This is a genomic window from Paenibacillus beijingensis, assembly GCF_000961095.1.
Taxonomy (GTDB): domain Bacteria; phylum Bacillota; class Bacilli; order Paenibacillales; family Paenibacillaceae; genus Paenibacillus_O; species Paenibacillus_O beijingensis.
The window spans coordinates 5,382,045-5,403,310 of sequence record NZ_CP011058.1; the positions used below are offsets into that span (position 1 = coordinate 5,382,045).

At 55.1% G+C, this 21,266-nt stretch carries 19 protein-coding genes; 7 read left to right on the forward strand and 12 right to left on the reverse strand.

Annotation, left to right across the window (positions count from 1 at the left end; genetic code table 11):
- Nucleotides 1-71: 71 nt before the first annotated feature.
- Nucleotides 72-1,310: a beta-ketoacyl-[acyl-carrier-protein] synthase family protein gene (locus tag VN24_RS24300; RefSeq protein WP_045672524.1), complete on the reverse strand. Its 1,239-nt coding sequence runs from the start codon at nucleotides 1,308-1,310 to the stop codon at nucleotides 72-74.
- 274 nt (nucleotides 1,311-1,584) lie between these two features.
- On the opposite strand from VN24_RS24300, the gene VN24_RS24305 reads away from it, so the two are divergent.
- The 3 genes from VN24_RS24305 (at nucleotide 1,585) to VN24_RS24315 (ending at nucleotide 3,172) form a co-directional block, all read left to right on the forward strand.
- Nucleotides 1,585-2,562 carry a glycoside hydrolase family 18 protein gene (locus tag VN24_RS24305; protein ID WP_045672525.1) on the forward strand — a complete coding sequence of 326 codons (978 nt, stop codon included), beginning with the start codon at nucleotides 1,585-1,587 and terminating at the stop codon, nucleotides 2,560-2,562.
- Nucleotides 2,501-2,752, forward strand: coding sequence for a hypothetical protein (locus VN24_RS27520; RefSeq protein WP_148505300.1), 252 nt, complete (start codon nucleotides 2,501-2,503; stop codon nucleotides 2,750-2,752). Before VN24_RS24305 ends, VN24_RS27520 begins: the two co-directional genes overlap by 62 nt.
- 153 nt (nucleotides 2,753-2,905) lie before the next feature.
- On the forward strand, nucleotides 2,906-3,172 hold the full coding sequence (locus VN24_RS24315; RefSeq protein WP_045673667.1) for a DUF3784 domain-containing protein: 267 nt from the start codon (nucleotides 2,906-2,908) through the stop codon (nucleotides 3,170-3,172).
- Nucleotides 3,173-3,256: 84 nt separating this feature from the next.
- Here the strand turns inward: VN24_RS24315 and odhB are convergent, their stop codons facing one another.
- The 4 genes from odhB to VN24_RS24335 form a co-directional block, all read right to left on the reverse strand.
- Nucleotides 3,257-4,546, reverse strand: coding sequence for a 2-oxoglutarate dehydrogenase complex dihydrolipoyllysine-residue succinyltransferase (gene odhB, locus VN24_RS24320; RefSeq protein WP_045672527.1), 1,290 nt, complete (start codon nucleotides 4,544-4,546; stop codon nucleotides 3,257-3,259).
- A 6-nt stretch (nucleotides 4,547-4,552) separates the two neighbouring features.
- Nucleotides 4,553-7,420, reverse strand: coding sequence for a 2-oxoglutarate dehydrogenase E1 component (locus VN24_RS24325; protein WP_045672528.1), 2,868 nt, complete (start codon nucleotides 7,418-7,420; stop codon nucleotides 4,553-4,555).
- Nucleotides 7,421-8,017: 597 nt separating this feature from the next.
- Nucleotides 8,018-8,368 (reverse strand): hypothetical protein, encoded by a 351-nt coding sequence (locus tag VN24_RS24330; RefSeq protein WP_052703136.1) that lies wholly within the window; start codon nucleotides 8,366-8,368, stop codon nucleotides 8,018-8,020.
- A 153-nt stretch (nucleotides 8,369-8,521) separates the two neighbouring features.
- Complete coding sequence (locus VN24_RS24335; RefSeq protein WP_045672529.1) at nucleotides 8,522-8,713, reverse strand: hypothetical protein; 192 nt, start codon at nucleotides 8,711-8,713, stop codon at nucleotides 8,522-8,524.
- 142 nt (nucleotides 8,714-8,855) lie between these two features.
- Between VN24_RS24335 and VN24_RS24340 the strand changes: the two genes are divergently transcribed.
- From VN24_RS24340 to VN24_RS24350, 3 genes are all read left to right on the forward strand, one after another.
- On the forward strand, nucleotides 8,856-9,185 hold the full coding sequence (locus tag VN24_RS24340) for a helix-turn-helix domain-containing protein (RefSeq protein ID WP_082084119.1): 330 nt from the start codon (nucleotides 8,856-8,858) through the stop codon (nucleotides 9,183-9,185).
- Nucleotides 9,186-9,381: 196 nt separating this feature from the next.
- Entirely contained in the window at nucleotides 9,382-10,245 is an 864-nt protein-coding gene (locus tag VN24_RS24345) for a class I SAM-dependent methyltransferase (protein WP_045673670.1), read from the forward strand.
- Between the two features lie 3 nt (nucleotides 10,246-10,248).
- Complete coding sequence (locus tag VN24_RS24350) at nucleotides 10,249-10,980, forward strand: RluA family pseudouridine synthase (protein ID WP_045672530.1); 732 nt, start codon at nucleotides 10,249-10,251, stop codon at nucleotides 10,978-10,980.
- Between the two features lie 234 nt (nucleotides 10,981-11,214).
- Here the strand turns inward: VN24_RS24350 and VN24_RS24355 are convergent, their stop codons facing one another.
- A complete protein-coding gene (locus VN24_RS24355; RefSeq protein ID WP_045672531.1) occupies nucleotides 11,215-11,649 on the reverse strand; it encodes a MarR family winged helix-turn-helix transcriptional regulator in 435 nt (144 codons plus the stop codon).
- A gap of 462 nt (nucleotides 11,650-12,111) precedes the next feature.
- Between VN24_RS24355 and VN24_RS24360 the strand changes: the two genes are divergently transcribed.
- Entirely contained in the window at nucleotides 12,112-12,318 is a 207-nt protein-coding gene (locus VN24_RS24360; protein ID WP_238590769.1) for a hypothetical protein, read from the forward strand.
- Here VN24_RS24360 and gyrA read toward each other — a convergent pair.
- From gyrA to purT, 6 genes are all read right to left on the reverse strand, one after another.
- Nucleotides 12,309-14,759, reverse strand: a complete 2,451-nt coding sequence (gyrA, locus tag VN24_RS24365) for a DNA gyrase subunit A (protein WP_045672532.1) — start codon at nucleotides 14,757-14,759, stop codon at nucleotides 12,309-12,311. The two genes, VN24_RS24360 and gyrA, sit on opposite strands and share 10 nt — an antisense overlap.
- 12 nt (nucleotides 14,760-14,771) lie before the next feature.
- Nucleotides 14,772-16,754: a DNA topoisomerase IV subunit B gene (gene parE, locus VN24_RS24370; RefSeq protein ID WP_045672533.1), complete on the reverse strand. Its 1,983-nt coding sequence runs from the start codon at nucleotides 16,752-16,754 to the stop codon at nucleotides 14,772-14,774.
- A 65-nt stretch (nucleotides 16,755-16,819) separates the two neighbouring features.
- Complete coding sequence (locus tag VN24_RS24375; RefSeq protein WP_045672534.1) at nucleotides 16,820-17,806, reverse strand: ABC transporter permease; 987 nt, start codon at nucleotides 17,804-17,806, stop codon at nucleotides 16,820-16,822.
- A complete protein-coding gene (locus tag VN24_RS24380) occupies nucleotides 17,803-18,831 on the reverse strand; it encodes an ABC transporter ATP-binding protein (protein ID WP_148505301.1) in 1,029 nt (342 codons plus the stop codon). The genes VN24_RS24375 and VN24_RS24380 overlap by 4 nt, the downstream gene beginning before the upstream one ends.
- 144 nt (nucleotides 18,832-18,975) lie before the next feature.
- Entirely contained in the window at nucleotides 18,976-19,797 is an 822-nt protein-coding gene (locus tag VN24_RS24385) for a GDSL-type esterase/lipase family protein (protein ID WP_045672535.1), read from the reverse strand.
- A 257-nt stretch (nucleotides 19,798-20,054) separates the two neighbouring features.
- A complete protein-coding gene (gene purT, locus VN24_RS24390; RefSeq protein WP_045672536.1) occupies nucleotides 20,055-21,236 on the reverse strand; it encodes a formate-dependent phosphoribosylglycinamide formyltransferase in 1,182 nt (393 codons plus the stop codon).
- Between the last annotated feature and the right edge of the window lie 30 nt (nucleotides 21,237-21,266).

A 21,266-nucleotide genomic window follows, 5' to 3' on the forward strand; every position in this document is an offset into this window, starting at 1 on the left:
TTATGCGATTTTTCGGAGGACGGCCCTTTTTTGGGTACGATTTGGAGCATAGCGCTGCTGCTTGCGGATCGTCATCTTCTGCGAAAAGCTAGCGTTGCGTTAATGCCGCCGAAGCCGTACGAATTGGACAGCGCCGCTGCGATATTCGCTTCTCTTCCTTCCTGGATGACAAGCTCCAGTTCCGCTTCGTTGTCCGGCTCCTGCAAATTGGCGGTCGGCGGCAGCCAGCCGTCCCGCAGCGCCAGACATGTTATGGCCGCTTCGATAGCACCGGACGCTCCAAGCGGATGGCCGTACAGCCCTTTCGTGCCGCTGACTTTCACCGGCCGGCTGCCGAAGACGGTGCGGATCACTTTAGATTCCGTCACATCGCTCAGCTGCGTGGATGAACCGTGCGCATTAATGTAGCCGACCTCTTCGGGCACCATATCCGCATCGAGCAGCGCTTGCCGCAGCGCACGCGCAGCCTGCGTGCCGCATGGCAACGGGCTATCCATCTGATGCGCGTCACTGCTCACCGCAAATCCCGCCAACTCCGCAATGATGCGCGCCCCGCGAGCCCGGGCGTGTCCCTCTTCTTCAATGACGAGCACCGCCGATCCTTCCCCCATTACAAATCCGTCGCGATTGCGGTCGAATGGACGGCTGGCAAGTCCGGGCTCGTCGTTGCGGACCGACATCGTACCGAGCCGGTCGTAGGCGCCGAATGCAAGCGGCGACAGCGGCGCTTCCGCCCCGCCGGCCAGGATGACGTCCGCTTCTCCTCTGCGGATCGCCTGCAGCGCCCTTCCGATCGCGACGGCGCCGGAAGCACATGACATCGCGTTCGTCTCATTGGGACCGGTAAAGCCGAATTCCATCGCCATATTGCACGAGGCCGCACCGCCGAATACGGAGAAGCCGAGCGTTGGAGACAGCGACCGGATGCCGCTTGCTTGGAACTGTCCGCTTTGTTCATCCGCATATGCGATTCCCCCGAGCGCGCTGCCCATGAAGATTCCCGCCCGCTCCGGCTCCGCAAACCCTCTGTCCACACTCAAGCCGGCATCCTTTAGCGCAAGCGCGCCTGCGGCCACGGCCAGCTGCGAATAGCGGTCCATACGGTGCGCGCTGCTTTTGTCCATATAATCGGTCGGGTTGAAGCCGCTCACCTGCGCCGCGATCCGGCTCTGCAGCCCGACCGGGGCAAACCGGTCAATGCCCTTAACGGCGCTCTCCCCCCTGCGGACTCCTTCCCACATGCCGCTTGCACCGGTTCCGATCGGCGTAATGCAGCCAATGCCGGTAATCACCGCTCTTTTTCCGCTCATTGCGTTATTCCTCCCCATGTATTTGGATCCTATTTTCTCTATTGTTTCATTTTTCCAGATTTTTTATTCATTTTGTAGTTACAGATATCGCTATTTACGAGATTCGGCTGACTGCATCGCATTGATTCTATTATTTACCTCATCTAGAAAAAGAAACTTGCCGCTGCTTATTGCGTCTAATCGCTAGTCCGGTTGCCGGACGGATTTCGCACTGCCTTAAGCGGTACTCGGATTTGCAGCTATCCAACATCATGAGGAGAGGACGAATAATAGGATGAAACTCAAATGGAGTCCGGTTATTGCACTGCTGCTCGCCATCCAGCTGCCTTCATCCTTTACAGCCGCTGCCGCCGGCGCCGGTTTGCCAGGAATGAAGAGCTACCGCGTCTATCAAAATGACAAACCGCTGCAAGAATTCGGCCCCCGGAAGGCGGTCGCTTATGCTTCCGCTTACTGCAACTCGCATGTGGAGAAAATCGAAACGCGGGAATGGCTGTGGGATAATTTGCCGTGCTACAAAGTTTATCAAGGAGGGATCAGCCAATCGGAGTGGGAATTTGTTTCCTACCGGGAAGCGCTCGCGAAAGCAAGCGCGCTCGGCACCGCCCAAATCCGCGACTTGCAGAAGCCGGGCTGGGTGTACGCCGTACTGCCGAGATACCGGCTGTATCAAGGGGAACGGGCCGTTCATCGCGAGCATTCGCTCGCACGCGCACTTACATACGCGGCTACGTTATCGAACAGCAGCATTCGAGCGGAGGATAACCGCATTTTATGGAGCAATACGAAGAAGCTGCTGGCGCTGGGCTGGAACGGCACCTCCGATTCGTTCTCCATCACGTCGCAGCTTGCCGGCACACAAGGGCTCGACATCGATTCCCCGACCTGGTTCCAGCTGGACAAAGCCGACGGCACGCTGACCGACAATTCAAACGATGCTTTGGCAGCCGCCATCAAGGATAAAGGCTTGCAGCTGATGCCGCTCGTGCACAATAAGTTCGACATGGCGCTCACGAGCGCTTTTCTAAAGGACACGGCAGCGCAGATGAAGTTTATTTCCTCGCTTACGTCTCGTCTTTCCGGCCTGAAGGCGGATGGGGCGAATTTGGACTTCGAGAATATCCGGAGCGGACCGCGGCCGGTATACCTCATTCGTCATTTCCTTTGCCGCAGCGCTGCACTGGGCGGGAATGAAGCTGTCGGTCGATCTTCCGCGGGGAAGCGTGCTCTGGAACGAGAGCACCGCCTATGATCTGGCCGCCATCGGCAAGGCAGCGGACCGGATTATCATTGGCTCGACCTATGTGTTTTGGGCGGAAACGGCGGAAATGGTAAAGGCGAGAATCTCGATTGCCAAAAAATACGATTTGGCGGGTATTGCAGCCTGGCGGCTCGGCTATGAAAGCCCCGATCTGTGGACGGTCATTTTACGGTCCAAATGATCATAAGTTGAACCGCGCTCCAAACCGCTTGGCACGTTTCAAGTCCAATCCATCAACCTTTTTTTAGGGTTGCGTTATCGATTAGTATCCCCAAACAAGCCCTGTCGGCGTATAATAAAAGCAAAACGGTCATAAGGGGTTTTTCCAGTGAATATGTATCTCATCTGTTTGGGCCTTTTCATTTATGCGACCGCTTATTTGATCGGAGTGAAAAAGAACCGCTGGCTGCTTTCCGGCTTCAACAGGGGCCGCGTGCGGGACAAAGAAAAGCTGACTCGCATGCTCGCCATGTATAACCTCATTTCGAGCGTAACCCTTGTGCTGATCGGCGTCATCAATCAGCCGAGATTCATTTATCTTATCTTTCTGATTGTGATCGGCTACGTCGGTTTGTACTTTTACGCGAACCGCAAAATGTAGAAAAATAAAACGAACCCTTCGACTTTCTTCCCTGGAAAGTCGAAGGGTTCGTCCGTTTATACTAACCTTCCGCCAACGAGGCGCTCAGCCCTCAAGCAGCAGTGTCTCCGGATCTTCGAGCAGTTCCTTTACCGTCACAAGGAAACGGACCGCTTCCGCCCCGTCCACGATCCGGTGATCGTACGAAAGCGCAATGTACATCATCGGACGGTTCTCGGACCTCTCCGCGTCGATGGCGACCGGACGCAGCTGGATTTTGTGCATGCCGAGAATGCCGACCTGCGGAGCGTTCAATATCGGTGTCGACAGCAGCGATCCGAATACGCCGCCGTTCGTGATCGTGAACGTTCCTCCTTGCAAGTCGCCGAGCGCCAGCGTGTTGGAGCGGGCTTTGGCCGCCAGATCGGCGATGCTTTTTTCGATCTCGGCGAATCCGAGACGGTCGGCGTCGCGCACGACGGGAACGACAAGCCCTTCCTTCGCCGCAACGGCGATGCCGATGTCATAAAACTTTTTGACGACCAGCTCGTCCCCGTCAATCTCCGCGTTCAGCAGCGGAAATTTCTTCAGCGCGCCTACGACCGCTTTCGTAAAGAAGGACATAAAGCCGAGTCCGATATCGTTCTTCTCCTGAAACGATTGTTTCCGGCGTTTGCGGATGTCGAGGATGGCGGTCATATCGACTTCGTTGAACGTCGTCAGCATCGCCGCCGTTTGCTGTGCTTCGACGAGACGCTTCGCGATCGTTTGGCGGCGGCGGGACATTTTCGTCCGTTCCACTGGTTTGCCGGGCTGCTCGGCCGTTTTCGGCGAAGGCACGGCGGCCGGAGCGGGATACAATGCCGGAGCCGCTTGGGATATGACCGGCTGCGCCGAGTAGGAGGCGACATCGCTGCTGTAAATGCGTCCGCTTCCGTCGCGGCTGCTCACCAGGCTCAGATCGATCCCTTTCTCGCGCGCAAGCTTGCGCGCCGAAGGGGAAGCCGTGGGCACTGCGGCGCTTTCGGCAGGCGCCTTCGATACCGGCTTCGGCTCGGCTTTCGGCTGTGCGGCGACTGCACCCGGAGCAGGCGCCGCGCTAGCCGGCGCCGCCGGCTGCGCTGCAGGAGCCGGAGCGGCAGCAGGAGCTTTTGCCGCACCTCCTGCGCCGATCGTGCCGATCGTCTCTCCGACGGAGACGGTTTCGCCGTCTCCTTTGGCGATGCTGCTGAGGACGCCGTCTTGCTCGGCGCTGATTTCCAGGTTTACCTTGTCGGTTTCCAGCTCGAGAAGCAGATCGCCTTGACTAACGGCGTCCCCTTCCTTTTTCAGCCATTTGGTGATCGTTGCTTCCGTAATGGATTCTCCCAAATCGGGGACTTTAATCTCGGCCACTCGATTCTACCTCCCAAGTAAGATCGTTTTGAGCGCTTTTTGCTGCAGAGAGAGCGTAATGATGCGCTGTTGTTCGAGCGCATGGACGTCCTGGTGTCCGCTGGCCGGACTGGAACGTTCGGGTCTGCCGATATAATGGACGGCGATCCCGCCGGCCAGTTCCCTCAGTCTCGGTTCCATAAATGTCCAGGAGCCCATATTTCTTGGTTCTTCCTGCACCCAGACGATTTCTTCGAGATTATCGAACCGCTTGACGATTTCTTCGATCTCGTGACGCGGGAACGGATACAGCTGCTCCACCCGCGCGATGTGAAGCCATGCGTAGTCTTTGCCTTTGTCGGACGAAAGCGCCTCTTCCAGATCGACCGCCACTTTGCCGCTGCAAAGGACAAGCCGGCGCACGGCTCCCGGATTGCCGCCCAAGCCTTGCTGCTCAAGCACCAGCTTGAAGCCGCCCTCGCTGAATTCCTTCCCCGGAGATGCGACGCGGGCGTTGCGGATGAGGCTCTTCGGAGACATAAGCACAAGCGGACGGGCACCCTCGCTTTCCATCCACGCCGCCTGACGGCGGAGAAGGTGGAAATACTGCGCGGCGCTGGTCAGATTCGCCACCGTCCAGTTGTCTTCGGCCGCCAGCTGCAAATACCGCTCCAGACGGGCGCTGGAATGCTCCGGTCCTTGTCCCTCGTAACCGTGCGGCAGCAGCATGACAAGGCTTGATTTTTGCTTCCATTTCGTCCGTCCGGCAGAGATAAACTGGTCGAATATGACTTGAGCCGCATTGGCGAAGTCGCCGTACTGGGCTTCCCACAGCACGAACGTCTCGGGCGAAAATACGTTGTAGCCGTACTCGAAACCGAGCACCGACGCTTCCGAGAGCGGGCTGTTATGGACGGCAAAGGACGCTTTAGCCTGCGGCAGACGGTGCAGCGGCGAGAACTTTTTGCCGGTTGCGTGATCGTTCAGCACGATATGACGGTGCGAGAACGTGCCGCGCTCCGAATCTTGCCCGCTTAAGCGGACCGGCTTCCCATCGGCAAGTATAGTGGCGAAAGCGAGCGTTTCGGCGAGCGCCCAGTCCACCTTTTCGCCATCGTCCAGCATCGCGAGGCGGCGCTGCAAAATTCGCTGCAACTTCGGATATACTTTGAAATCGTCCGGCCACCGGAGCAGCTCCGCATTAATTTCACGCAGCTTCTCGAGCGGGACCGCCGTTGACGTCTCTGCCGGAGCGGCCGGCGGCGGGGACACATCGGCGTGTTTGCCGCTGCCGTCTTTTTGCTTCATTCTGTCGTAAGCCTGCTGCAGTTCATTGTTGGCTGCCTGAATCAGCTGCTCGGACAATTCGCCTTCTGGAGCGCCGAGCTCTTTCAACCGCTTCGCATAGAGCGTACTTACGGTAGGATGGTTGCGCACTTTCTCATATACAAGCGGCTGCGTGCCTTCCGGATCGTCCATCTCGTTGTGTCCGTAGCGGCGGTAGCCGACCAGATCGATCAGAAAATCTTTTTTGAAAATACGGCGGTATTCACAGGCGAGACGCACCGCCGCGATGCACGCCTCGGGCTCGTCGGCGTTCACGTGAACGATCGGAATTTCGTATCCCTTTGCCAAGTCGCTGGCATAATGAGTCGAGCGCGAGTCTTTGCTGTCGGTCGTAAACCCGAGACGGTTATTCGCGATAATATGGATCGTCCCGCCGTTCCGGTATCCGTCCAAATTGTTGAAGTTAAGCGTTTCCGCAACGATCCCTTCACCGGGAAAAGCGGCGTCGCCATGGACGAGAATCGCGACCGCCTTGCCGAGATCCTGCTTCGGATATCCGCGCTCCGAACGGTCTTCCTGGGCTGCGCGCGTAAAGCCTTCGACGACCGGATCGGCATACTCCAGATGGCTCGGATTGTTGGCCAGCGTAATGCGGGCCCGGGCCGTTTCCCCGCTCGTTACGGCGCAGTCCGCGCCAAGATGGTATTTGACATCTCCGGACCATCCGAAATTGATGCCCATCGATCCTTCCGAAGGGACCATATCTTTATTCGGCGCATGATGGAACTCGGAGAAGATTTTTTCGTAAGGTTTGCCCAAAACATGAGCAAGCACATTCAGCCGGCCGCGGTGCGCCATACCCATCAGGACGTGACGAGCCCCGTCCTTCACGACGGAACGGATGATCTCGTCAATTACCGGAACGAGCATGTCGACACCTTCAACGGAGAACCGTTTCTGGCCGACGAACGTGCGGTGAAGGAAAGTTTCGAATTGTTCGACGTGAATCAGTCTGTCAAGCAGCTGCTTGCGTTCTTCGGACGTGAGGCTCGTTAAAGCAATGCCGGATTCGGCCTGAGCGTTCAGCCAGTCGCGCTCGGTTTCGTCGTGAACGTGGCCGAACTCAAAGCCGATCGATTGCGTGTAATAGCTGCGCAGTTTTTGAATGGCTTCCCATCCCGTTTCGGCATTGACCGGGGCATGATCCCAAATTAAAGACGCCGGGAATTTCATCAAGTCGGCTTCGTTCAGCTGGTAGATCGCCGGATCCAGCAGGCGCGTATCCGTAGCTTCGCGCAGGCCAAGCGGGTCGGTATTGGCGGCCAAATGACCGTATGCCCGGATATTCCATACCAATTTCTCCGCGGATACAAGCTTTTTGAGCATTGCGGCATCCACGACCGGAGCGGCCTGGGCCGTTGACGCCTTAGCAGCCGGCTGTGCAGACGTCTCCTGAAGCGGCTCGCCAAGCTCGGCAAACAGCTCCCGAAACGATGCATCTACGGATTTCGGGTCGTCAGCATAACGTTCATACTGTTCTTGAATATAACCAAAGTTCGGGCCGTAAAATTGTTGCCATTGACGCGGGTTGTTCGTCTCGTCGGTCATTTACAAACTACCTCCGTTAAATGTTACAAGGTGTTCTTTCTTGAACGCCAATTGTGTATCCGGCTCATTCAAGAGGAAGGAAGAATAGTGTTTGCGGCTCTTTAAACCATTTGGACATCCCGGCGCAGCGTCAAACAGCTGAGGTCGCGCTGGCGGCGCGGCGTTTGGATGCGGTACAAGCTTTAGTAAACGATTTCAAAAATAAGACAAGCCCAGCAAGAAGCAAGACAAACTGCATCCGGATAAAGAAAAAAAGCCCGGAAAATTGCGGCCGGCTTAACCGGCAAATAAGTCCCAGCTCCTTGCATGTTCGTTTAGAACGTGTTTCATCTTCAAGCCTTCATATTGTTTGCCGCGGCGCAAATCCAGGTGACTGAAAGCGGAATCATCGGCTGCGCACGGCCTGAACATATTACCGGCTTTTCTACTTGTTGATTATAAAGAAAAAAAGAGAGCGTTTCAATATTTGTGGAATATTTTTTACCCTTTACCTATTTATAGGCCTGCGCCCATTCAAGATGAGGTTTCGATTCCAAAGAAACGGCCGCCTTCCATAACCAGCAGGTTAAGAAAAACGGCCGTTAACAAGATATGTAACTAGTATGTCCGGTTATACGTATGCACGCTTTCATTCGTCTCCGGGAAAGGGCTGACGCCCTGCGCGCCATGCCGGGCGTAATAATTGTTCTCGTTAACTTTTTGCAGACCGTCAAAAATGTTAAGCAAATACGTTACCGGCAGCATCAGTCCGAAAAAAACGACCAGCGCGTCGCCGATCTTAAACGATGCGCCATCCGCGAATACGATCAAAGCGATGTTGAAAACAAACAGAATCATAAACGACAGCCCGCGCGCCATCTGGCCCAGGTACAAATGTCCGCCTCCGGGAAACATCATCGAGAAAAGTACCGTAAGCGCCTTGCTTTTTGGAAATGGTTGATGGGACATGCAGCGGAACCTCCCTTCCTCATGTTATCTGGTATTTATTGTAGCGAAAATAAATAAATGTGAACCCCGTCTGCGGAACCGTTTCCGTCCCCGCCTAAAGTCGGGGCGTAACATGCCGCTGCAGCCGTTGCCGGTTCGAGCGGTTGACGCACGTTACAAAGTAGGCAAAATTTTGTATCCCCGCTGGCAGAAGCGGCAGCGGAGCAGCATTCCGTCCACGCGCAAAGCAACTTGAACGACGTCGTCGTCCTCGGCTTCCAGCAGCGCCACATTATATTCTTCCGTTTCGCCCGTTTCAAAAAAATGGACGTTGTTCCCGCATTCACATACCAAGGTGAGCGACACGCGACATTCCTCCTTTCGCGATCTTTGTTGCGGTGTCACGTTTTACATGATACAATCTGTATCATAGAAATGTACGATAAGAGTTAAAGTTCCATTCCAAGCTGCTTGTGCATTTCATTATTTGACGATAGGAGCAATGGTCATGACGATGACGATGGGAGACCGACTGCGGGAACTCCGTCTCCGAAAGAACATGTCTCAAGAAGATGTGTCCAAACAAATCGGAATTACCCGCTCAGCTTACAGTCATTATGAAATTAACAACCGGCAGCCGGTATACGAAACGCTCATTAAGCTGGCCGCTTTTTTCGGTGTATCTTTAGATTATATCATCGGCGGCGAGGGGATCAAGAACGATACTCACGTAACGCCCGAAACAATCGAAATTATCCGCCGCCTCAACAACTTGGATCATGATAAACGAAAGCAGTCCATCGACAAAATGATGGATGTACTTAGACAGGCGGAATAGGCTGATTTTGGCTTGTTTCGCTTTTTGATATCTTTTTGCCTCGAGGTCATCATCTTCCTTTTATCCACGATCGCTTCCTTCTTTGGTCAAGTCCTCTTTTACGGCTGCATTGCTTCCACTCTAACGCTTCGTTATAATTAGTTAGTTCGATTCATAACGATCGCTATTTATGGCTGCGGGAGTGGAAAAACAAATGATGTATATTGCTGATCAATGGAATGATTACGAGCTGCTTGACACCGGAGACGGAGACAAGCTGGAGAGATGGGGATCTTACGTCCTGCGCAGACCGGATCCCCAAATCATATGGCCGATTGATAAAGAAAGCAAATTATGGAAGCAAGCGGACGGCCATTACCACCGCAGCTCTTCAGGCGGCGGCAATTGGACGTTCCGCAGCGAGCTGCCCGATAAATGGACAATCTCGTACGGAGGGCTGTCTTTCCATATTCGCCCAACCAATTTCAAGCATACCGGGCTGTTTCCGGAGCAAGCGGTGAACTGGAGCTGGATGATGGACAAAATTCACTCGGCCGGCCGGCCAATTCGCGTCCTGAACCTGTTCGGATATACCGGCGGAGCAACCGTCGCCGCCGCTGCCGCCGGAGCTGAAGTGTGCCACGTCGATGCGGCCAAAGGGATGGTTCAATGGTGCAAGGAGAACGTACAGCTGTCCGGTCTCGAAAAACGCCCCGTCCGTTATATAACCGATGACGTGTTCAAATTTGTGCAGCGCGAACAGCGTCGCGGCAAGCAGTACGACGCCATTATTATGGACCCTCCATCATACGGAAGAGGGCCGAACGGGGAGATGTGGAAGCTGGAGCAAAACCTGTACCCGTTTCTTGAATTTTGCACGACGATTTTGTCCGAGCAGCCGCTGTTTGTGCTCGTCAACTCCTATACGACCGGACTTTCCCCGCAAGTGCTGCATAATCTGCTTCATATGACGATCGGCAAAAAATACGGCGGCCGCATTCATTGCGGGGAAATCGGTTTGCCGATCACGGCTTCGGGCCTTAATCTGCCGTGCGGAATTTTGGGACGTTGGGAGGCATAAGCGATGCTTGCCAATGCTGCCGGCGGGACGCCGATTGAAGTGTTGTACGAGGACAATCATCTGCTCGTCGTCGTTAAGCCGCCGGGAATTCCTTCGCAGGAAGACGAATCCGGCGATCCCGACATGCTGACGCTGCTGAAGGCGGACTTGAAAGTCCGCCATAACAAGCCGGGCAATGTCTTCCTTGGGCTAGTCCACCGTCTGGACCGCCCTGTCGGAGGCGCAATGGTGTTTGCCAAAACGTCAAAGGCAGCTTCCCGCCTGTCGGATTCCGTCCGCACCCGTTCGTTCGGCAAGCTTTACTTGGCCGTCGTCCACGGGCAGCCTCCGGCCGCGCGGGCAAATCTGAAGCATTATTTGCACAAGGACGCGCGCCGTAATATCGTCACCGTTTACGACACTCCTGCGGCGGATGCAAAAGAAGCGCTGCTTGAATACCGTACGGTAAGCCGCAGCGGCGGATTGTCGCTCGTTGCGGTCGAGCTGCACACCGGGCGGCCGCACCAAATTCGTGCTCAACTGGCCCATATCGGCTGCCCGCTTGCCGGCGACAGCAAATACGGCGCCGGCTCAGGCCCGAAAACGGATATCGCCCTATGGTCTACGCTGTTGTCTATTCCCCATCCGGTCACGAAAGAATGGATGACCTTCCGCTCGATCCCGCCCCTATCGGAGCCGTGGAGCCGGTGGACCGAAGATGAACTTTTTGCTGCGGGTACCCCTTCGAACAAGTAAGCAGAAAATTGGGCCGCGCTCTTTAAAATCTCGACCCGCTGACCTTGTGACTTGCAGTTCGATCGCTTCAACGCCGCAAACGAATGCAAACCGGTGTTAAGCGTTCATATTCGATATATAGCCGCCGCTGCATTATGGATGCCGGCGGCTTTTTGGCACCGTTTCACCGATTTGCGGCGGAACCACGCGTCCGTGTTTATTTGTTATAGAAAGCTTTTCTGCGGAGGCGAAACGTTAGACTTCGCCGGCTGAAAGCGTCGATTTTGTGTTGGCCACTTTACCCAGCAAATAGACGAGCAGCTGCTGATTATGGGCTGAAATCCGGTCGAGCGCTTCGCGGATCAAATCATCCCTCTCCTTCATGCCCCGCTCCGCTTCGTTTTTGCCGCGATCGGTAACTGTAACCCATACGATGCGGCGGTCGCTGTCGTCGCGGCTGCGGGTAACGAGTCCGTTCCGTTCCATCCGGTCGAGCAGCGTCGTAATGGCGGCCGGGGTGGTCGCGAGATACTGCAGCAGATCCGAAGGCTTCATCGGCTGATGCTGCAGCAGCAGCTCCAGCACGTTCAGCTGGCCTTCGGTCAGATCAGGTGACAGCCGCTGCTCCAAATGGTGCTTCCATTCCTTCGTCAGCTTCATCCATAATTTCGCAAAGTCGTCCGATATCATGACAAGCTCCCCTTCCGAAATGTAATGCCTGTCCCCATTATAACGATTGCTCCATGTCGAATAAAAGGTTAACCCGTTTAATAATTTGTTTCATTAACCGCAATATTTCCGAACCTATAGACACTTTGCGACATAGTATGGGATAGTTAGCCTCTTGCCCTGACGAATGCGCGCCTCCGGCAAAATCCTTTAATGCGATGAAATACGTCCGCTGCGCGGGCGGAATCATTCTTCCGATCGCTGTTGTCCTTTGGATTTCCTGAATTAATTGTTTCAGTGGGGGAAATCCAAGGATAAAGACCTTAATTGCGATGAATGTGAACGCTGAGCGGGCAGATCATTCTTCCGATTGCTGTTGCCCTTTGGATTTCCTGAATTAATGTTTCAGTGGAGGAAATCCAAGGAAAGCTTATGCTTACGAAGTGGTTTTGCCTCCGGCAAAACCTTTAGGAGGGATAACCAGTGTTAACCCAGCAGAAGAAAATGGAGTTCATTGATTTGGAAAACGCTTACAAAGAAGCCGTCATCCGTAAACTGATAGAGTACGACGTAATAAAAGACCCGCAATGGCTTGAACAACCGGATGCTCCGGTACCATTGCGGGTCTTCCTGGAAACGATTATCGAGCTGATCGAAAAGCTGGACCCGCAGGACTGGCCTTATGATTGACCGATGTCCGCTTGGGGGAACAAATCGATAATCGTGTCTGATTTATCGAGCGAAACGACCGTTTTGCCGATCGATTTGCGTTCGTCGAGCGGCGTTTTTTCGGTTGGAATCCGGTAATGCTTGCCGCCGGCCGTTATGGCGACGAGCTCCTGCGCGACGGTACAGTAATGCGCTCCCGCCAATGCGGAGCCATTCGGTTTGACGCGCTTGCCTTCCTTAAATTCGAATGTTGCAATTCCTTTGCCGCCGCGTCCTTGAATCGGGTAATCGGACAGCAGCGTTCTCTTTCCGTATCCGAGATCGCTGATGACGAATATTTCGCCCTCATCCTCCCGCGTTCGCAGCGCCGAGGCGATTTCGTCCCCTTCCTTCAGCTGCATGCCTCTTACGCCGGCGGAAACGCGGCCCATTGCATTTACTTCATTTTCCATAAAACGGATGCCCATTCCTTGTCGGCTGATAAGCACGATCTGTCCCGAGCCGTCGCTTAGCGTCACGGAAATGACTTCGTCGCCTTCCGCCAGTTTGCATGCCGCAATTGCGGTCGACCGGTTTGTGGCGTAATCCTTCAACTCGCTGCGCTTCACTTGTCCGCGCTTCGTAAAGAAAACGAGAGAGAGCCCGGTTTGTTCCAAATCTTTTACCGGTATGACGCTAACGACGCTGTCGTCTTTCGGCAGCGGAATGACGTTTACGATCGCCGTACCGGCATCCTTCCATTTGAAATCCGGAATTTGATGGACCGGAAGCAGGTAATACTGTCCTTTTCGCGTAAACACAAGCAGGCTGTGGACCGTATTCGTTTCGAGCATGAAACGGATAACGTCCCCGTCCTTCACGCCTGCGCTGCCCAAGTCTCCGCCGGAACGGGTAAACGACAGGATGCTCGTCCGCTTGACGTAACCGTCGCGGCTGAGCGAGACGATCACATCCTCCGGATTGACCATCACTTCCAGATTGACCTTCAGCTCTTCCACTTCTCCGCGAATTTCCGAGCGGCGGTCAATGCCGTATTTTTCACGGATTTCCAGCAGTTCATCGCGAATAACGTTCAGCAGCTTTTTCTCGCTGTCCAAAATCGCTTTCAAGTACGCGACACGCTTCGCAATTTCCTTCAGTTCTTTCTCCAGCGAATGAATTTCAAGGTTGGTGAGCCTATACAGCTGGAGGGTCAAAATCGCATCGGCCTGGCGCTCGGAAAAGCCAAACTTCGCGACCAGGTTGTTTTGTGCGTCCTGCCGGTTTTTGGAAGCTTTAATGGCCGCAATCACGTCGTCCAGAATGTTCAGCGCCTTGACCAGCCCTTCGAGCACGTGCGCGCGGTCCTCCGCTTTCTCCAGCTCGTACTTTGTCCGGTACGTGACGACTTCCTTCTGGTGGTCGATGTAAGCGGTCAGCATGTCCTTTAAACCGAGCTGCTGCGGCGTTTTGTTTACGATTGCGACCATATTGAAGTTATACGTCACCTGCAGGTCGGTCTTTTTGAGCAGATACGCCAGTATTCCTTGTGCGTCCGCATCCTTTTTCACCTCGATGACGATCCGCAGTCCCGCGCGTCCGCTTTCGTCGCGCACTTCGGCGATTCCTTCGACCTTTTTCTCGATACGGATGTTTTCCATGGCGGTAACAAGACGCGATTTGACAACCTGATACGGGATTTCGGTAATGACGATTTGTTTCTTTCCGCCCCGCATTTCTTCAATTTCGGTTTTGGAACGGATATAAATCCGTCCTTTGCCGGTGGCATAAGCTTCGCGGATGCCTTCCTCGCCCATGATGAGCCCGCCGGTCGGGAAGTCAGGACCTTTCACGATGCCCATCAGGTCGGTGACCGTCATTTCTTTGCCGCTCATCAGCGCGACGCACGCGTCAATCACTTCCCGCAAATTATGGGTCGGGATTTCCGTGGCAAAGCCGGAGGAGATGCCGCTTACCCCGTTGACAAGCAAATTGGGATAACGGGACGGCAGGACCACCGGCTCTTTGGTCGAATTATCGAAATTGTCCTTGAACTGTACGGTGCGTTTCTCGATATCGCGCAGCAGCTCCAGCGCGATCGGAGAAAGCCTCGCTTCCGTATACCGCATCGCCGCGGCGGGATCGTCGTCGATGGAGCCCCAGTTGCCGTGCCCGTCGATCAGCACATGCCCCATCTTCCAAGGCTGCGCCATGCGCACCATGCCGTCGTAGATGGAGGTGTCGCCGTGCGGATGGTAGTTGCCCATTACGTCGCCGACGGTTTTGGCCGACTTGCGGTACGGCTTGTCAGGCGTATTGCCGGCGTCGTACATCGCATACAAAATGCGGCGCTGCACCGGCTTCAGTCCGTCGCGGACGTCCGGAATTGCGCGGTCTTGAATAATATATTTCGAATAGCGGCCGAACCGGTCGCCGACAACTTCTTCAAGAAACGCCGGCAAAAACTGTTCCAAACTGCTCAAGGCGCTTCCCTCCTATTCCATATATTCCGTAAAATCAACATTTTCGATGATCCAGCGCTTGCGTGGATCGACCTTGTCGCCCATCAGCGTCGAAACGCGTCTCTCCGCCTTGGCTGCGTCCTCGATCCGCACCTGCAGCAGCGTGCGCGACTCCGGATTCATCGTCGTCTCCCACAGCTGATCCGGGTTCATTTCGCCCAGTCCTTTGTAGCGCTGCAGTTCGGTGTTTTTACCCATTTCCTTCCTGTAGCTGCCGAGCTGCTCATCGGTCCAAGCGTAACGCACCGTTTCCAGCTTGCCGGATTTGCGCGTCATTTTGTACAGCGGCGGCTGCGCGATATAGACCCGTCCGGAATCGACAAGCGGCTTCATGTACCGGTAGAAGAAAGTAAGCAGCAGCACTTGAATATGGGCGCCGTCCGTATCGGCATCGGTCATAATGATGATTTTGCTGTAGTTGCACTCTTCCGCTTCGAATTCCGGACCGACTCCGGCACCGATGGCGGCGATGATCGCTTTGTACTCGTCGTTCTTCAAAATATCGGCGAGCTTCGCTTTCTCCGGGTTCATCGGCTTGCCCTTCAGCGGCAGAATCGCCTGGTATTTGGAATCGCGTCCCTGCTTGGCGGAGCCGCCCGCGGAATCGCCTTCCACGATAAACAGCTCGTTGCGCGAAGCGTCCTTCGATTGGGCCGGCGTCAGCTTGCCCCCGAGATTGGAGCTTTCGCTGCGCTTCTTGCCGCTGCGGATCTCGTCTCGCGCCTTGCGCGCCGCTTCCCGCGCTTTCGAAGCCTGAACCGCCTTCTTGACGAGCTGTTGCGCAACCTGAGGATTTTCTTCCAGAAACACCTGTATGCCGTCGGATACGATGGCGTCCACGGCGCTGCGCGCGGACGAGCTGCCGAGCTGGTCTTTCGTCTGGCCGACAAACTCCACTTCCGACATTTTGATATTGATGACCGCCATCATGCCTTCGCGCAAATCGCTGCCGTCCAGATTTTTGTCCTTTTCTTTGAGCAGCCCGTTTTTGCGTGCATAATCGTTCATAACGCGAGTATAAGCAGTTTTGAAGCCCGTTTCGTGTGTGCCGCCTCCCCGTGTCGGGATCGCATTGACGAACGAAACTATCGTCTCCGTGTAGCCGTCGTTATACTGCAGCGCCACTTCAACCTCGATTTCATCCTTCTCGGAGCTGAAATGAATGACGTCGTGCAGCACCGCTTTATCTTCGTTCAAAAACTCGACGAACTGCTTCGCGCCGCCTTCGTAATGGAAAACGTCTTCCTTGCCGGCACGCAGATCTTTGATCGACACTTTCAGCCCGGAGTTGAGAAAGGCGATTTCCTGCAGCCGTTCCGCAAGCGTATCGTAGTTGATCGTCGTATTGCCGTGAAAAACGCGGGCATCCGGCTTAAACGTAACTTTAGTGCCTGTCCGGTTCGTATTGCCGGTGATTTCAAGCCCCGTAACCGGCTCGCCGACATGCTCTTTGCCTTTATCGTCGACCCAATATTCGAAACGCTGTTTATGTATTTTTCCGTCGCGGAAAATTTCCACTTCCAGCCATTCCGAAAGCGCGTTTGTGACCGATGCGCCGACACCGTGCAGTCCGCCCGACTTTTTGTAGCCTCCGCCGCCGAATTTGCCGCCCGCATGCAAAATCGTAAACACAACCTGCGGTGTCGGTATTCCCGTTTTATGCATGCCGGTCGGGATCCCCCGCCCGTTATCATGAACCGTTACGGAGCCGTTTGTATGGATCGTAACGGAAATTTCGGAGCAAAATTTGGCCAGATGCTCGTCAACCGCATTATCGACAATTTCCCATACGAGATGATGTAGACCGGAAGTTGTCGTGCTGCCGATATACATCCCCGGGCGCTTGCGCACCGCGGTCAGGCCTTCGAGTATTTGAATGTCGTCCGCATCGTATTTCTTTCCATCAGCCGCCGTATTTGCCGCCTTGTCTGCATATAAATCCAATTGCTCGGCCATACGCGTCCCCCTTTTTCGTCTGCAGCTCTCGTTTGTTGCAATCGCTGACGCTGCTTCAAGCTATTTTAATTCAAGATATCCTGTTTCGTAAAGACGCCGAATGAAATGACGAGCGCAATAAGTGCCCATACCGCCAATACGGCGAGTGAAAATATAAGATTCATGCCGTCAACCGGCGGCGGAGAACCTTCCAGATATGTGGTCAGCTGCAAATTGACGGAAAATAAATATTTGGCGCTGTGCCACGAAGAAGCCATATTGGTCAAGATGGTGCCCGCAATGATCGCCGCCATCATCGTCACGATGCTGGCCGCCGTGCTGCGCAGCAGCACCGAAACCATCAGCGCGAGCACCGCCACCGTCATCGACGAAACCCAGATCAGTCCGCTCTGCATCAGCATGTACTGCCACTGGGAAACGGCATGAACCGCCGTCGTGTCAATGTTCGAGCCGCTCACGATAAAACCTGTAAATACGGGCATGTCCCAGCCTTCATAACCGAAAAACAGACCGGAAATCAGGTAACAAAGCAGAACACTGACCACGATCGTGAGCGAAACGTACAAGGTGAGCGCGATCAGCTTGCTCAGCAATATTTTCCACCTTCTGACCGGCCGGGTCAGCAGCATCTTAATCGTGCCGCTCGTCCGCTCGCCCGACACGAGATCCGATGCGATCGCGAGAATCATCAGCGGAAAAAACAGCGTCACGGAGTTGGACATAAATCCTCTCGTAAAGGTAACCGCGTCCGGAGTGCTCGGATTCACGTTATGATCGAGATAGTATTGCAGCTGTTTTACCATTACTTGACGGTACCGTTTCCACTCTTCCGGGATGCGGTCGCTGGAAAGCGTGTTCGTATAATCCGTTATTTGCTGCTGCAGCTGGATGCGCCAATCTTTAAACTTCTCGGCATTGTTTTGCGCGACTTTGAGCTGCGCGTAAGTAAATACCGGGATGAGCACCAGCAATATGAGAACAATAACATAGAACCTTTTTTTCTTCCAAATTTTTATCGTCTCGTTCCGAATGAGCGGCAACAGGCTTGTCACTTCGCATTCCCCTCCGTCATCGTTAAAAAAAGTTCCTCCAGCGTCGGCGCCACCGTCTGCACGGACAATACTCCGACACCGGAGAATGCCAGCTCCTTCACAATTCCGGGGATGCTGCGGGCAGGGACAGTCGTCACAATTGCGCCGGGAATGCCGGCAAGCACGCCTTCATCGATCCGGTGCCCGTCCTCATTCAGCATGCGCAGCTGCGGCTGCCTCTCCAATATGCGGCGGCCCGCAGCCGGGTCGTCGAACTGCCAAAGCACGTACGAGCCGGCCTGCTCGAGCAGCTCGTTCACCGTTCCGACCGCCAGCACCCGTCCTCCGTTAATGATGGCGACCCTGTCGCACATCAGCTGGATTTCGCTGAGCAGATGGCTCGAAATAAACAGGCTCATCCCCTGCTGCGCAAGCGACCGGATGAAAGCGCGAAGCTCCTTGATGCCTTTCGGATCGAGCCCGTTCGTCGGCTCGTCCAATATAAGCAGCTTCGGCCTGCCGAGCAGCGCCTGCCCGATTCCGAGACGCTGGCGCATGCCGAGCGAATACGTCCGGACTTTGTCGTGGATGCGGTCGGTCATCCTCACGATGTCGACGACCTCCGCAATGCGGTCCGGGCCCACATCCGGCAACATGCGGGCAAAATGCTCCATATTTTCCCACCCCGTCAAATAAGGGTACAGCTCCGGATTTTCAACGATGCAGCCGACATGGCGCAGCGCCTGCTCGGGATCTTTCTGCACATTGCAGCCGCCGATCAGCACTTCGCCCGCGCTTGGCTTGATCAGATCGACGAGCATGCGGATCGTCGTCGTTTTGCCTGATCCGTTGGGGCCGAGAAACCCGAATATTTCGCCGGCTTTCACATCGAAGGCGACATCGTGTATGATCCAGTTCCCGCGGATCTTTTTCTTCAAGCCTTTTACGGACAGCACCGTCTCCCTTGCCTCGGAGCTTGCGCCGGCGTCCGCAGCCGGCCCGTTGCCGGCCGCGGCGGCTGCCGGAGCGTTGAAGGAAATGGTCATGTTCATTCTCCTTTACAATGGAGTGGGGGAATTGCGGTGAAAGGTCGTCGCAATTGTGAAGGACAGCTATACGGAAAACGCTGCGCTTGTTTCCCGTAATAAACGATAAATAATTTTGTTAAGCCCTGGACGCTGCGACGGGCGTCAGCTGAGCGCCTGGACGATCCGCTCGGCGATGCGGGCGTACCCGTCATGATTGGGATGAAAATGGTCCGACGACAAATACGTGCCGATGTTGGTCTCAAACAGATCGAAGGTCGGGACGAGGATTCGGTTCGGATACTGCTGGAGCATCGCATACGCTTCCGCATTCCATTTTTGCACCTGGATGCTGCCGCTGCGCAGCTGCTCCACATCGTAAAACGGATTATAAAGGCCCACGTAAACAAGCGTTGCGTCGGGATTGATCGCATGCAGCTTATCCAGCAGCAGCTTCAAATTATTGAGCGAGTCGTCAAGCTTGGCCGCCACATTGCCTGGGCTCAGCCCGCCGGCATTGCCGCCTTCTTCTTCATCGACGGCCGTTTGAAACAAGTCGTTGCCCCCGATCGTCAGCAGAATCAGATTCGCCTGCTTCAGCGAATAGCTCATTCCTTCCTGGGTATCCAGCAAACGGATGAGCTCATCGGACCGCAGGCCGTTTAACGCCATATTGTTCAGCAGCTCTACGGGTTTGCTCGCCGTTTGCTGCAACGCGGCGACCGTCTGTTTGACGTATCCGTCCCCGGTTGAATCTCCGGCCCCTTTCGTCAAGGAATCGCCCAGCGCGGCAATCTTGATCTCCTTGGCTCCGGCAAGCGCTCCCCCTTCCGCCGCCGCAGGAGCGGGCAAATCGGGATTGACCGCAGCCGCCGAAGCGGGGCTAAGCATATCCTTTAACGCGTACACAAACCCTCCCGCCAGTACGATTGTTGCCGCAAGCGCCGTCAGACTGATGGCGAGCCAAAGCGATTTGGAGCGATTCATATTGCGATTGCTCTCCCTTCAAGCCGTTGATTTGAAAAACGCTGATGTATTTTAAAATAAAGCTTCCGACGGCTTTTTGCAAATTCACCCATTTTCTTGCATAACAGGAAGGAGTCGAATGCGAAAGGCATGCACATGTTCATTAGTCTGAAAGATTCCGAACACGAACAAACGTTTGCTCCATTCATCATAACAGATGCGCCGGGCAAAAAAAAGCCAGTCCTATGCGGCCGCATAGTGGACTGGCACTCATTCTTCTAGTTTTCGTATGTAATGTGCAAACTTTCAGCGGCGCGGCGCGCAAGCTCCCGGGCCGAATCCGTATCGTCCGCATGGCTGAGCGCTACAGCCATCCGCCTTCCTTTTTTCGTGTCCGGCTTGCCGAATACTCTCACCTGCGTATTCGGCAGTGACAGCGCTTCCTCAAAGCCGCCGATGCGGAAGTTGCGGTGCTCTTTCGCCGCTTTCAGCGTATGGCTCGCTCCGGGGGTCAGCAGCTTAACGGACGGCACGGGGAAGCCGAGGATGGCACGGACGTGCAGCGCAAATTCGGAGAGATCCTGCGTCACCATCGTCACCATTCCGGTATCGTGCGGGCGTGGGGACACTTCGCTGAACAAGACGCCATCATCGGTAAGAAACAGCTCGACGCCGTATATTCCGTAGCCGCCGAGCGCCTCGGTAATGCTTTTTGCAATCGCTTCCGCCTGCTCCTTATCTTGCTGGCTCATCTGATGGGGCTGCCACGACTCGATGTAGTCGCCATCCTTCTGCACATGGCCGATCGGTTCGCAAAAGACGGTGCCGGATACCGAGCGGACCGTCAGCAGCGTAATTTCCGAGCGGAAGTTGACGAAACCTTCGACGATGACGCGCTTTTTCTTCGCCCGCCCGCCTTCCATGGCGTAGTTCCAGCAGCTGGCGATCTCCGCCTGGGAATGGCAGACGCTTTGGCCTTTACCGGAAGAGCTCATAATCGGCTTGATGACGCACGGCGTTCCGAGCTCCTCAACGGCGCTCTGCAGCTCTTCAAGCGTGTCGGCGAACCGGTAAGGCGCCGTCGGCAGTCTCAACGTTTCCGCGGCCAGCCGGCGGATTCCTTCGCGGTCCATCGTCAGCCGCGCGGCGCGTGCGGTAGGGATGACCTTGAAGCCTTCCCGTTCCAGCTCCACCAGGGCGACCGTCGCGATCGCTTCGATTTCCGGCACGATCAGATCCGGTTTTTCTTCCAAAATAATGCGCCGCAGCTGATCGGGATCAAGCATATCAATGACATGAGAACGGTGGGCAACCTGCATTGCGGGCGCGCCCGCATAACGGTCGACGGCGATCGTCTCCACGCCCAGCCGCTGCGCTTCGATCACGACTTCCTTGCCGAGCTCCCCGGAACCGAGCAGCATGATTTTGCGCGCGGCGTTAGATAATGGTGAACCATACATCAATAAATTTCCTCCTTATGAAACGGGTTA